This is a genomic window from Mesorhizobium sp. BR1-1-2, assembly GCF_020165435.1.
GTDB lineage: Bacteria > Pseudomonadota > Alphaproteobacteria > Rhizobiales > Rhizobiaceae > Mesorhizobium.
Window position 1 is genome coordinate 1 of record NZ_JAIUID010000009.1, and the last position, 12728, is coordinate 12728.

Here is a 12728-nt window from a genome sequence, read left to right on the forward strand (position 1 = left end):
GAACTCGACTATCTCGACGAAGGCACGCTGGCGGCAGCGCTGCGCTCCAGGACGGCGTTTTGACAGGGTTGGCAGGAGAGATGCGCGCCGTGATTGTCACGCATCTTTTGAAGCTGGTGGGGCACGCCCCCCTCTGTCCTGCCGGACATCTCCCCCTCAAGGGGGGAGATCGACTGTTGTCTCTGCTTTCGCCAACCGCCACCGCTCAAGAAAAAACGCCAAGCGCGAAACTGCCAATCTCCCCCCTTGAGGGGGAGATGTCCGGCAGGACAGAGGGGGGCAACACAGAACGCGGACTTCGCCAGCTCTGTCTTGCGTGCTTCCTGGCTGCTCTCGCCTTCCTTGTCTTCGCCACACCCGCCTCGGCCGCCCCCATCGACGACCAGTTCCGCTCCTGGCTGCAAACCGACCTCTGGCCGCAGGCCAGGGCCAAAGGCATCTCTCAAAAAACCTTCGCCGCCGCCTTCGACGGGGTCAAACCCAATCTCAAGCTGCCCGATCTGGTCATGCCCGGCGAGAAGCCGAAGACCCCGCAGAAGCAGCATCAGGCCGAGTTCGGCTCGCCCGGCGCCTATTTCGCCGAGAAGACCATCCGCGCCGTCACATCGGGCGGGCGGGCGCGCGAGGCGGCCAACGCCAGGACGCTCGCCGCGATCGAGAAGCGCTATGGCGTGCCGGGCGAGGTCCTTTTGGCGATCTGGGGCCGCGAAACCGGGTTCGGCGCGGCGAAGATGCCTTACGACGCCTTCGAGGTGCTGGGTACCAAGGCGTTCATGTCGACGAGGAAGGACTTCTTCCGCACCGAGCTGCTGGCGGCGCTCGAGATCGTCCAGCGCGGATTGGCCCCGGTGAATGCGATGAAATCGTCCTGGGCCGGCGCGCTCGGCCAGCCGCAGTTCATGCCGACATCGTTCCTCAAGCATGCCGTCGATTTCGATGGCGACGGGCGTGTCGACATCTGGAGCTCGACGCCTGACGTGCTCGCCTCGATCGCCAACTATCTCGTCCATTATGGCTGGGTGAGGGGGCGTGGCTGGGGCTTCGAAGTGACCGTGCCCGAGAGCGTCTCCTGTTCGCTCGAAGGCCCAGACCAGGGCAAGACAATCTCGAAATGGGCCGCAATGGGCATCAGGCGTGTCGGCGGCAAGGCATTCCCGGCGAGCGAACTGAAGGCCGAGGGCTTCCTGCTGATGCCGGCCGGCCGCAGCGGCCCGGCCTTCATCGCCACGCCCAATTTCTACGTGTTGAAGCAATACAACACCAGCGATCTCTATGCGCTGTTCATCGGCCATGGCGCCGACCGCATCGCCCATGGCGATGCCAATTTTTCCGGCAGCTGGGGTGCGGTCGGCGACCTCCACCGCTCCGACATCGCCGCCCTGCAACGGGCGTTGGAGGCCAAGGGCTACGATGTCGGCAGCGCCGACGGACTGCCCGGCTTCAAGACCCGCCGCTCGATCGGCGCCTGGCAGGAAAAGAACGGCAAGTCCGCCACCTGCTTCCCCGATGCCGGGTTGGTTGCCGCGCTGAAGTAACTCCCAAGTCATGGTTTTTTCTCGATTGCCGGCCTCTGTTGGCCTTCGCCTGCTCCGGCTCGCCCGCCTGCCACTATGATCCAGTGAGCCGACGCATAAATGCTCGTTGCCCGCCGCGAGGCCGCCGGATATGCTGTTGACCAACTGGACAAAAACCACGACGGTAAGTGGTCAAAGGGGGCCCTTGTCGGCCTGGAAAACACCGCAACCCTGAGCCGGGAACTCAGGTCAACAAAACAGGGAACAATCACCATGATGATGGAAAAGCTTGCTCTACGATCCCGCATTCTGCTTGCGGGTGCCGCCATGTCGGCGCTGCTTCTGGCGGGAGCGCCGGCTGGCGCGGTCACGCCAGCCGACACGCTGGTCGAAGGCTTCGCCATCGACGACATCATCTCCATGGATCCGGGCGAGGCGTTCGAGCTGTCGACCGCCGAGGTCACCGGCAACACCTATGACCTGCTGGTCCGGCTCGACCTCAGCGACACCTCCAAGGTCAAGGGCGACCTCGCCGAAAGCTGGACCGTCTCGGACGATGGCCTGACCTATACGTTCAAGCTCAAGCCCGGCCTGAAATTCGCCTCGGGCAACCCGATCACCGCGGCCGACGTCGCCTATTCGTTCGAACGCGCCGTCAAGCTGGACAAGAGCCCGGCCTTCATCATCGACCAGTTCGGCATCAGCGGCGATAATGTCGCCGAAAAGGCCAAGGCGGTCGACGACACCACCTTCCAGTTCATCGTCGACAAGGCCTATGCGCCGAGCTTCGTGTTGAACTGCCTGTCGGCCACCGTCGCCTCGGTCGTCGACGCCAAGCTGGTCAAGGAACATGTCGCGGCGGTCACGCCGAGCGCCGACTACAAATGGGACAATGATTTCGGCAATGCCTGGCTGAAGACCGGCTATGCCGGCTCGGGCGTCTACAAGCTACGTGAGTGGCGCGCCAACGAGGCCGTCGTGCTCGAGCGGAACGACAATTACTACGGCGAAAAGGCCAAGCTTGCCCGCGTCATCTACCGCAACATGAAGGAAAGCTCGGCACAGCGCCTGGCGCTTGAGGCCGGCGACATCGACGTCGCCCGCAATCTCGAGCCGAACGACCTCGACGCCATTGCCAAGAACGCCGACCTCACCACCACCAGTGCGCCGAAGGGCACTGTCTACTACATCAGCCTCAACCAGAAGAACCAGAACCTCGCCAAGCCCGAAGTCCGCCAGGCCTTCAAATATCTGGTCGACTATGACGCGCTGAGCTCGACCATCCTCAAGGGCATCGGTGAAATCCACCAGACTTTCCTGCCCAAGGGCGTGCTCGGCGAATTGGACAAGAATCCGTTCAAGCTCGACGTCGCCAAGGCCAAGGAACTGCTGGCCAAGGCGGGCCTGCCCGACGGCTTCAGCGTGACCATGGATGTGCGCACCGGCCAGCCGACGACCGGCATGGCGGAATCGATCCAGCAGACGCTTGGCCAGGCCGGCATCAAGCTGGAGATCATTCCCGGCGACGGCAAGCAGACGCTGACCAAGTATCGCGCCCGCAACCACGACATCTATATCGGTCAGTGGGGCCAGGATTATTTCGATCCGAACTCCAATGCCCAGACCTTTGCCTCGAACCCGGACAATTCGGATGAGGGCAAGTCCAAGACGCTGGCCTGGCGCAACGCCTGGGACATTCCGGACCTGACCAAGCAAACCGAAGCGGCTTTGCTGGAGAAGGATTCGGGCAAGCGCGCCGACATGTACAAGGATCTGCAGCAGAAGATCCTCGACACCAGTCCCTTCGTCATCATCCACCAGCAGCTGGAAGTCGCCGGGTTGCGCAAGAACCTCAAGGGCTTCGCTCTCGGCCCGAGCTTCGACACCAATTTCGTCGGGCCGGTTTCCAAGGAATAGCGCCGGCGGATGAGCGTAGCTGAAAATCAGGCGGCGGCAGGGCGCGGCAGCGCCCGTGCCGTCGCCATTTTCTCATCGATCGGCCGCTTCCTGGTGATCGCGATCACGACCTATCTCGGTCTGCTCGCGGTGACCTTTTTCATCGGCCGCGTCATTCCCATCGACCCGGTATTGGCCGTGCTCGGCGACCGGGCGCCGGCCAATGTCGTGGAACGCACGCGCCGCGAGATGGGTCTCGACCTGCCGCTGGTCGAGCAGTTCTACATTTATGTCAAAAATGCCCTCAATGGTGATTTCGGCACCTCGGTGCTGACCACCAATCCGGTCATGACCGACATCCGCCGCGCCCTTCCGGCAACGACGGAACTGGCGACGTTGGGCACGCTGATCGGCGCATTGTTCGGCGTGCCGCTGGGTGTGCTGGCTGCCGTCAGGCGCGGCAGCATCATCGACCAGGTCGTGCGCGTCATCGGCCTGATCGGCTATTCCGTGCCGATCTTCTGGCTTGGCCTGCTCGGGCTCGTCCTGTTCTACGCCAAGCTGCAATGGGTGGCTTTCCCGGCGCGGCTCGACGTCGTCTACGAATACACCTTCACGCCGATCACTGGTTTCTACCTTCTCGACTCTGCGATGCAGGGTCAGTGGGATGTCTTCTGGGATGCCTTCCGCCACATCATCCTGCCGGCCTCGCTGCTCGGCTATTTCTCGCTCGCCTATATCAGCCGCATGACGCGCTCCTTCATGCTCAACGAACTTACCCAGGAATACATCGTCGCCGCGCGCGCCAAGGGCCTGTCGGAAACTCGCATCATCTGGGCTCATGCATTGCGCAATGCCGCCGTGCCGATGGTGACCGTGATCGCGCTCTCCTATGCCGGGCTGCTGGAAGGCTCGGTGTTGACCGAGACGGTCTTCTCCTGGCCTGGCATCGGCCTCTACATCACCAATTCGCTGCAGAATGCCGACATGAACGCGGTGCTCGGCGGCACCATCGTCATCGGCTCGGTGTTCATAGCCATCAATCTCCTCTCCGACCTGCTTTACCGGGTGCTCGACCCGAGGACGAAATCCGCATGAGCGCCGAGGCGATCCAGAGCCGCCGCGACTGGCTGCTCAGCGAGCGGCCGGCCTCGCGCATGCAGGCAAGGCTCGGCCGCGCCTATGTCGCGTGGCGGCGTTTCTCCGCCAACCGGCTGGCCTTTCTCGGCTTGCTCATCATCATAGCCCTGCTGGTCATTGCCGCCCTTGCCGGGGTGCTGGCGCCTTATTCGCCGACCTTCGGCGATCTGAAGAATGCGCGCCTGCTGGCGCCAAGCGCTGAGCACTGGTTCGGCACCGACGATCTCGGCCGCGATATACTCTCGCGCATCCTCTACGGCTCGCGCTGGACGCTCTATGTCGTCATCCTGGTCGCCATCATCGCCGCCCCCATCGGCCTCGTGGTCGGCACCGTCGCCGGCTATGCCGGCGGCTGGACCGATGCCATACTGATGCGCATCACCGACATCTTCCTCGCTTTTCCCAAGCTGATCCTGGCGCTGGCCTTCGTCGCGGCCCTCGGCCCCGGCATCGAGAACGCGGTGCTCGCCATTGCCATCACCTCCTGGCCGCCCTATGCCCGCATCGCGCGTGCCGAAACGCTGACCGTGCGCAATTCCGATTACATCAAGGCGGTGGAGCTGATGGGCGCCTCGCCCTTCCGCATCGTTCTGCGCCACATCATGCCGCTCTGCATCTCCTCGCTGATCATCCGCGTGACGCTCGACATGGCCGGCATCATCCTCACCGCCGCCGGCCTCGGCTTCCTCGGGCTCGGCGCGCAGCCGCCGCTGCCCGAATGGGGCACGATGATCGCGTCGGGCCGCCGTTTCGTGCTCGACCAATGGTGGGTGGCCGGCGCGCCGGGCTTCGCCATCCTCATCGTCAGCCTCGGCTTCAACCTGCTTGGCGACGGCCTGCGCGACGCGCTCGACCCGCGGAGCGGCGACCAATGAACGCTAATAGCAAGACGCTGCTCGAAGTCGAGGATCTGCGCGTCACCTTCCCGACGCGCACCGGGCTGATCGAGGCCGTGCGCGGCGTCTCTTTCTCGCTCGGCCGCGAAAGGCTGGGCATTGTCGGCGAGAGCGGCTCGGGCAAGTCGCAGACCGGCCGCGCGATCATGGGGCTGACGCCGCCACAGGCGCGGATATCAGCCAATAAATTGGCCTTCGACGGCATCGACCTGCTCGGCGTCTCGACGCGCGAGCGCCGCGCGCTGCGGGGCAATCGCATCGCCATGATCCTGCAGGATCCGAAATATTCGCTCGACCCGGTGATGAGCATCGGCCGCCAGATCGTCGAGACGCTGCGCACGCATGAGAAGGTCTCCAAGGCCGAGGCGCGGGAGAGGGCGCTGGCCATGCTGGAGGCGGTGCAGATCCGCGACCCCGGGCGTGTCTTCGACCTGCATCCGCACGAGGTCTCGGGCGGCATGGGCCAGCGCGCCATGATCGCCATGATGCTGATCGCCGGGCCGGAAATGATGATCGCCGACGAGCCGACCTCGGCGCTCGACGTCACCGTGCAACTCGACGTGCTCGGCATTCTCGACCGGCTGGTAGCCGAGCGCGGCATGGGGCTGATCTTCATCTCGCACGATCTGCGCCTGGTCTCGTCCTTCTGCGACCGCGTCATCGTCATGTATGCCGGTAAGGTGGTGGAGCAGCTCAAGGCCTCCGAACTCGGCCGCGCCCAGCATCCCTACACGCGCGGCCTGCTCAACTGCATGCCCAAGATCGGCGCCGATCGTCACCCGCTGCCGGTGCTCGACCGCAAGCCGGAGTGGGCGGCATGACGTCAGCAATCGCCGTCGACGGGCTGGAAGTCATCTTCGACCGCTTTCGCGCGCTGAAGGGCGTCAGCCTGGACGTGCAGCCGGGCGAATCCTTCGGCCTTGTCGGCGAATCCGGTTCCGGCAAATCGACGCTGCTCAGGGCGATCGCCGGCCTTGCGCCGGTAGCTTCGGGCAGCATCACGGTCAACGGCAAGAAGCTCGGCGCGCGTCGCGACAAGGCCTTTTACCGCGAAGTGCAGATGGTCTTCCAGGATCCGTACGGCTCGCTGCACCCGCGCCAGACCATCGACCGCCTGCTGCAGGAGCCGCTCGCCATCCATGGCTTTGGCGACGGCGAAAAGCGCATCCAGCGGGCGCTGGACGAGGTCGGCCTCGGCAACGGCTTCCGCTTCCGCTACTCGCATCAATTGTCCGGCGGCCAGCGCCAGCGCGTCGCCATTGCCCGCGCGTTGATCCTCGAACCTTCGATCCTGCTGCTCGACGAGCCGACTTCGGCGCTCGATGCCTCCGTGCAGGCCGAGGTGCTCAACCTGCTTGAGGAGGTCCGCCGGCGGCGCAAGCTGACCTTCCTGATGGTCAGCCACGACCTCGCCATCATCACCCATATGTGCGAGCGGCTGATGGTGATGCAGGGCGGCGAGGCAGTGGAGAATCTGGCGGCTGGCGATCTTGTAGAACGGCGTGTGACAAAGGATTATACGCGCAATCTGCTGAGGGCATCCGAGGGGTTTGTGAGAACGGCCTGAATTCATGCTTCCTGTGCGCAAACCAACCGTCTTCGGGGAATTCCATGAAGGAATGGAAGTTTGCAGATCCACCCAATGTCGCGGTGTTATCGGACAAGAGTATATTCAAACGTGACGACTGGATCGCATACGTTGTGCATGAAGCTGACGATGACGACATCGATAACGATAACGATGAAGGCGGCAGTTGGCGATTTCACAGCAGCGACACGCGAAATTGGGACGAACGCGAGATAATGCTCGTCGGCCTGCAAGAGGTCGTTCGGCTGGATCAAAGCATCCTTGCGCTGGCCGATTTGCCGAAAGGTTGGCATGCTTGGCGCAGTTCCAAATCGTCACCGTGGCAGCGCGCCAAATCGCTCCCTGTACCCTCCAATGATAACGAGTGATGCGGCAGGGTCTTAAGTCGAACCTCGCGCCGGTTCGCCGCTCTCCAGAACGGACGGCTCTCCCCTGTCTTTCGGCTCCTTGATCCTGAACCACGTCACATACAGCGCTGGCAGGAACAGCAGCGTGATCGCAGTACCCGCGATGATGCCGCCCATCATCGCGTAGGCCATCGGTCCCCAGAACACTTCGCGCGCGATCGGGATCAGCGCCAGGCTGGCGGCGGCGGCCGTCAGCGCAATCGGCCGCATGCGGTGTTCCGTCGCTTCGATGACGGCGGCCCAGCGGTCCTTGCCCTCTGCGACAAGGTCCTCGATCTGCACGATCAGGATGACCGAGTTGCGGATCAGGATGCCGATCAGCGCCAGGACGCCGAGAATGGCGACGAAGCCGAGCGGCGCGCCGCTCGGCACCAGGGCCGCCACCACGCCGATCAGCCCGAGCGGCGCCACCGCAACGACCAGGAACAGGCGCTGGAAGCTCTGCAGCTGGACCATCAGGATGGTTGCCATCACAAACAGCATCAGCGGCACGACGGCCGCGATCGGCCCCTGGCTCTTGGCGCTTTCCTCGACGGAGCCGGCGGTCTCGATCGAATAGCCCGGCGGCAGCTTGGCGATGAAGGCATCGACCGAAGGCTTCAATTCGTTGACCACCGTTGCCGGCAGAACGTCGCCGACCAGGCCGGCCCGCACCGTGATGGTCGGGATGCGGTCGCGTCGCCACACCGTCGGCTGTTCGAGCTCGTAGCGGAAGTTGGCCACCGCCGCGAGCGGGATGGCCTCGCCGGTGCTGGTCGGCAGTTGCATGTTCCGCAAAGTCTCGATCGAGCCGCGTTCGGCCTCGCGCGAGCGCGCCACGACGTTGATCAGGTAGGTGGCGTCACGCACTTGCGTGATGGTGGCGCCGCCGACGGTGCTGTTGAGCGCGCTGGCGATGTCGGAGGAGGTGATGCCGAGCTGCCGCGCCTTGTCCTGCAGCACGTCGACCCTGAGCACGCGCTGCGGCTCGTTCCAGTCGAAGGTCGGCGCGGCGAGTTTGGGATTGGCTGAAATCACGCCGGCGAATTGCTGCGCCAGCGAGCGCACCGTCTGGATGTCGGGCCCGCCGACGCGGTACTGCACGGGGCGGCCGACAGGTGGTCCGAGTTCGAGCAGCTTCACGAAGGCGTCGGTGCCGACGAATTCCTCGCGCAGCAGCTTTTCCAGCGCCGGCTTCACCCGGTTGCGCGCCTCGATGCTCTTGGTGACGATGACCGTCTGGCCGAAATAGGGATTGGCCGGTTGCACGTCATAGGCGAGCACGAACCGCACCGCGCCCTGGCCGATATAGGACGAGAAATGGTCGATGTCGGGATTGCCGACCAGCGCCCGCTGCTCGAACCGCTCCATCTGCTCGCGCGTGTCGGCGATCGAGGAATTCTGCGGCAGGTTCCAGTCGACGATCAGCTCCGGCCGGTCCGAGGGCGGGAAGAACTGCTGCTGGACCAGGCCGAAGCCGGCGATCGAGGCGGCAAACAACAGCACCGTGGCGATGATGGTCAGCCAGTGATGGCGCACCGAGCCGACAAGGACACGCCGGAACAACGAGGTGAAACGGCCGGGCTGGTCGTGGTGCTTCGTCTTCATCGTCGCCGGCAGGATGGTGACGCCGAGCAGCGGCGCGAACAGCACCGCCACGATCCACGACACCAGCAGCGACACGGCGATGACCACGAACAGGGTGAAGGTGTATTCGCCTGCGGCGCTGTTGTTGAGCCCGATCGGGATGAAGCCGGCGACCGTCACCAGCGTGCCGGTCAGCATCGGGAATGCGGTCGATGTGTAGACATAGGTCGCCGCCTTGCGCAGATTGTCGCCGACCTCCAGCCGCGCCACCATCATCTCGACCGCGATCATGGCGTCGTCGACCAGAAGCCCGAGCGCGATGATCAGCGCTCCGAGCGAGATGCGCTGCAACGAAATGCCGAGATAGGCCATGACCGTGAAGGTGATGGCCAGCACCAGCGGGATCGACAGCGCGACGACGAAGCCGGCGCGCATGCCGAGACTGATGAAGGACACGGCCAGCACGATGGCCACCGCCTCGAACAGGGCGCGCGTGAAGCCCGAGACCGCCTCCTCGACGATGACCGGCTGGTCGGCGACCAGATGCACGCCGACGCCTACCGGCAGGTCGGCCAGCACCTTGTTCATCGCCTCATGCAGCGCCTCGCCGAATTTGAGCAGGTTGGCGTTGGGCTTCATGCCGATGGCGAGCCCGATCGCGTCCTGGCCGTTGAAGCGGAACAGTGCCGTTGGCGGATCGACATAGCCGCGCGTGATCGTCGCCACGTCGCTCAGCCGGAAGAAGCGGTCGTTGACGCGAAGGTTGATGGCGCGCAGGCTGTCTTCGGAGGTGAACTGGCCGCCGACGCGCACGCTGATGCGTTCCGGGCCGGACTGGATAACGCCGGACGGCGTGATCGCGTTCTGCGCCTGCAGGCTGGCCACGATCGCCTGCTGGTTGAGGCCGAGCGCCGCGATCTGCCGGGTCGAGAATTCAAGGTAGATCGCCTCGTCCTGGGCACCGACCAGATCCACCTTGCCGGCATTCGGCACGGTCAGGATTTTTGTCCTGACATCCTCGACATAGTCGCGCAGCTGGCGCGGCGTCAGTCCGTCCGAGGTGAAGGCATAGATGTTGCCGTAGACGTCGCCGAAGCGGTCGTTGAAGAACGGTCCCTGGACGCCTTGCGGGAACTGCGCCTTGATATCGTTGACCATGTTGCGCACCTGAATCCAGTTCGGCACGACATCGCGCGCCTTGGTGGTGTCCTTCAGGTTGACGAAGATGACGGTCTGGCCGGCTGTGGTGATGGATTTCGTGTAGTCGAGGCTGTCGAGTTCCTCGAGCTTCTTCTCGATGCGGTCGGTCACCTGCTGCACCGTCTCCTTGACCGAAGCACCGGGCCAATTGGCCTGGATGATCATGGTCTTGATGGTGAAGGCGGGGTCTTCCTCGCGGCCGAGGTTGAGGTAGGAGAAGATGCCGGCCGCAACGAAGACCAGCATGAAATACCAGACCATCGAGCGGTGGTTGAGCGCCCAGTCGGAGAGGTTGAAGCCCTTCACGAGGCCCCTCCCGTGGGCAGTTTGACCTTCTGGCCTTCGGTCAGGCTGTGGACGCCGGCGGTGACGACGCGCATTCCCGCTTCCAGTCCCTGAGCCACCGTGAAGGTTCCGCCGTTTCTGGAGGCAACCTTGATCTCGCGCGTGCTCACGCTCGATGTCTGCGCATCGACGATCCACACCCTGTCGGAGCCGTTCCTCTGGAGCAGCGCCGAGAGCGGCAGTTCGATCGTCGGCTCCACCGTGGTCATGCGCGTTGCCGTCACGGTCGAGCCGAGCCGGAAGGCCTGCGGCGGATCGGTGAGCGTCAGCCGCACGCGCCGCGTGCGCGTCGAACCCTCGGCCTGCGGCGCGATCTCGCGAAGCTTGGCCTCGGTCCGGATCGTCGGCAACGATTGCAGGATGACCTGGAACGGCGTGCCGGCCGCGAGATCGCCGGTCAACTGGTCTGGAATATCGACCACCGCTTCGCGCGGGTCCGAGCGCGCCACGGTGACGACCGTCTGGCCGGGGGAAACCGTCTGGCCGACCTCGGCGCCGACAGCGGTGACGACGCCGTCGAAATCGGAGAACAGCCTGGCATAGCCGAGCTGCTCCTGCGATTTGGCCAGCGAGGCCTTGGCCCGCTCGACACTGGCCTCGGCCGCCTTCCTCGCCTGCTGCGCGGCATCGAAGACGGCTTGTGTGGTGTTGGCGGTGGCAAGCAATTGGCGCTGGCGCTCCTCGCTGGCGGCGGCGTTGGCAAACTGTGCCTCGGCATTGGAGAGCTCGGCCTTGGCCGCCTGGACGGACAGCTCCAAGGCGGTCGGATCCAGTGCCGCGATCGTCGTGCCCTTGCTGACGATGTCGCCGACATTGACGTCGCGGGACACGACCCGGCCGAGCAGGCGAAAGGCGAGATCGGCGCTGACCTGCGGCTCGACCGATCCGGCGAAGCCGAAGACCTGCGTCGTGCGCGGCTCGACCACCACCGACAGCACCGGCCGGATGATCTCCGGCGGCTTCTCCTCCGATTTCGAGCAGGCGGCGAGCGCGCCAAGCGCGATCACGCCAAGCAGGAGGCGCTGCAGCCGGCTCATTGGCCCGCTCCCGATACCTCGATTGTCTGGCCCGCACTGAGCAACTGTCCGCCCGCGGTGACGACGCTTTGGCCCTCCTCCAGTCCCCCGCCGATGACGACGGTGCCGGAATTGAAAGCCAGCACCTCGACCGGCGCCATCGTCACCGTCCCGGTCGAGGGATCGACGATCCAGACCGCCGGCTTGCCGGCGCTGGACATTAGTGCCTGCCAGGGCAGCAGGATCGCCTTCGCCGGTTTTGCGCCGACCGAGCCGATAACGGCGGCGCCCAGCGGCATGCCGGCGGGCGTATCGGCAATGCCGACCTTGACCCGGATCGAGCCCGACGCCGGATCGACCGCCGGCGAGATTTCGCGCACCTTGCCCGTTGCCCTGATCTGCGGATCGGACAGGAGCGTGATCGTCACCGCCGGCGACGTCGGCGTCCTGGCGACCAGCGTCTCCTGGACGTTGAACACCGCGTCTCGGTCGCCGTCCTCGGCGACGGTGAAGACGGTCTGCGCAGCCTGCACCACCTGGCCGGTTTCGACCTGGCGGGCGGTAATGACGCCCGCGGCGCTTGCCTTGAGTTCGGTGAAGGACAGGTTCTGCTTGGCATTGGCGAACGCGCTCTGCGCTGCGTCGAGGCTGCCTTGCGCCACCTTCAATGCCTGGTCGGCGGCGTCATAGTCGCGCCTGGTGGTGTAACCCTGAGCAAGCAGCGTCTTTTGCCGCCCGAAGGCGGCGGCGGACTGGGTCAACTGCGCTTGCGCCGCGTCGAGATCGGCCTGCGCCGAGCGCAGATCGGATTCCTGTTCCTGCGGGTCGATGCGGGCAAGCACCGCGCCTTTGTCGACATGCTGGCCGACATCGGCAAGCCGTTCGGCGACGCGGCCGCCGACCCGGAACGACAAATTGTTCAGCGTGCGCGCCGCGATCACCCCAGTCAGCGAGGTTCTCGGCGCATAGTCGGCCATCGCCACGGTCTCGGTGCGCACCATGATCGGCAGTTTTTTCTCGGCCGCTTCCTGTTTTTGGCAGCCGGCCAAAAGCAGGGCGGCGATGCAGGTGAAAAGCGCTGCGCCGATGGGAAAGGTCAAAAAATTGGAAGGTTTGGCCGATGGCGGCGAGACGGACGATGTCGCGTTCCTGCTCATGGG

At 64.6% G+C, this 12728-nt stretch carries 11 protein-coding genes; 8 read left to right on the top strand and 3 right to left on the bottom strand.

What is annotated here, in order from left to right; all coding sequences use genetic code 11:
* The 8 genes from LB551_RS30135 to LB551_RS20250 all read left to right on the top strand — a co-directional run.
* A partial coding sequence (locus LB551_RS30135; protein WP_411970956.1) for a hypothetical protein occupies positions 1-63 on the top strand: 63 nt, incomplete at its 5' end.
* A gap of 194 nt (positions 64-257) precedes the next feature.
* The gene (locus LB551_RS20220; protein WP_224660250.1) at positions 258-1535 is read left to right on the top strand and encodes a lytic murein transglycosylase; all 1278 of its coding nucleotides are present in this window, start codon (positions 258-260) and stop codon (positions 1533-1535) included.
* Between the two features lie 252 nt (positions 1536-1787).
* Complete coding sequence (locus LB551_RS20225) at positions 1788-3431, top strand: ABC transporter substrate-binding protein (protein WP_140496855.1); 1644 nt, start codon at positions 1788-1790, stop codon at positions 3429-3431.
* A gap of 9 nt (positions 3432-3440) precedes the next feature.
* Positions 3441-4508: an ABC transporter permease gene (locus LB551_RS20230; protein WP_140550115.1), complete on the top strand. Its 1068-nt coding sequence runs from the start codon at positions 3441-3443 to the stop codon at positions 4506-4508.
* The gene (nikC, locus tag LB551_RS20235) at positions 4505-5425 is read left to right on the top strand and encodes a nickel transporter permease (RefSeq protein WP_140550114.1); all 921 of its coding nucleotides are present in this window, start codon (positions 4505-4507) and stop codon (positions 5423-5425) included. The genes LB551_RS20230 and nikC overlap by 4 nt, the downstream gene beginning before the upstream one ends.
* Positions 5422-6267 carry an ABC transporter ATP-binding protein gene (locus LB551_RS20240; protein WP_224660251.1) on the top strand — a complete coding sequence of 282 codons (846 nt, stop codon included), beginning with the start codon at positions 5422-5424 and terminating at the stop codon, positions 6265-6267. The genes nikC and LB551_RS20240 overlap by 4 nt, the downstream gene beginning before the upstream one ends.
* Entirely contained in the window at positions 6264-7013 is a 750-nt protein-coding gene (locus LB551_RS20245; RefSeq protein ID WP_224660252.1) for an ABC transporter ATP-binding protein, read from the top strand. Before LB551_RS20240 ends, LB551_RS20245 begins: the two co-directional genes overlap by 4 nt.
* Positions 7014-7057: 44 nt before the next feature.
* Positions 7058-7402 (top strand): hypothetical protein, encoded by a 345-nt coding sequence (locus tag LB551_RS20250; protein ID WP_224660253.1) that lies wholly within the window; start codon positions 7058-7060, stop codon positions 7400-7402.
* Between the two features lie 12 nt (positions 7403-7414).
* Here LB551_RS20250 and LB551_RS20255 read toward each other — a convergent pair whose 3' ends face one another.
* From LB551_RS20255 to LB551_RS20265, 3 genes are read right to left on the bottom strand one after another with little or no spacing between them, the layout of a single operon-like run.
* Positions 7415-10513, bottom strand: coding sequence for an efflux RND transporter permease subunit (locus LB551_RS20255; RefSeq protein WP_224660254.1), 3099 nt, complete (start codon positions 10511-10513; stop codon positions 7415-7417).
* Entirely contained in the window at positions 10510-11589 is a 1080-nt protein-coding gene (locus tag LB551_RS20260; RefSeq protein WP_224660255.1) for an efflux RND transporter periplasmic adaptor subunit, read from the bottom strand. Before LB551_RS20260 ends, LB551_RS20255 begins: the two co-directional genes overlap by 4 nt.
* Entirely contained in the window at positions 11586-12725 is a 1140-nt protein-coding gene (locus LB551_RS20265) for an efflux RND transporter periplasmic adaptor subunit (protein WP_224624936.1), read from the bottom strand. The genes LB551_RS20260 and LB551_RS20265 overlap by 4 nt, the downstream gene beginning before the upstream one ends.
* Positions 12726-12728 lie beyond the last annotated feature (3 nt).

Excerpts from the sequence above, each read along its gene's own strand:
- LB551_RS20220 (WP_224660250.1), top strand. The coding sequence starts at position 258 with ATGTCCGGCAGGACAGAGGGGGGCAACACAGAACGCGGACTTCGCCAG.
- LB551_RS20225 (WP_140496855.1), top strand. The coding sequence starts at position 1,788 with ATGATGATGGAAAAGCTTGCTCTACGATCCCGCATTCTGCTTGCGGGT.
- LB551_RS20230 (WP_140550115.1), top strand. The coding sequence starts at position 3,441 with ATGAGCGTAGCTGAAAATCAGGCGGCGGCAGGGCGCGGCAGCGCCCGT.
- nikC (WP_140550114.1), top strand. The coding sequence starts at position 4,505 with ATGAGCGCCGAGGCGATCCAGAGCCGCCGCGACTGGCTGCTCAGCGAG.
- LB551_RS20240 (WP_224660251.1), top strand. The coding sequence starts at position 5,422 with ATGAACGCTAATAGCAAGACGCTGCTCGAAGTCGAGGATCTGCGCGTC.
- LB551_RS20245 (WP_224660252.1), top strand. The coding sequence starts at position 6,264 with ATGACGTCAGCAATCGCCGTCGACGGGCTGGAAGTCATCTTCGACCGC.
- LB551_RS20250 (WP_224660253.1), top strand. The coding sequence starts at position 7,058 with ATGAAGGAATGGAAGTTTGCAGATCCACCCAATGTCGCGGTGTTATCG.
- LB551_RS20260 (WP_224660255.1), bottom strand. The coding sequence starts at position 11,589 with ATGAGCCGGCTGCAGCGCCTCCTGCTTGGCGTGATCGCGCTTGGCGCG.
- LB551_RS20265 (WP_224624936.1), bottom strand. The coding sequence starts at position 12,725 with ATGAGCAGGAACGCGACATCGTCCGTCTCGCCGCCATCGGCCAAACCT.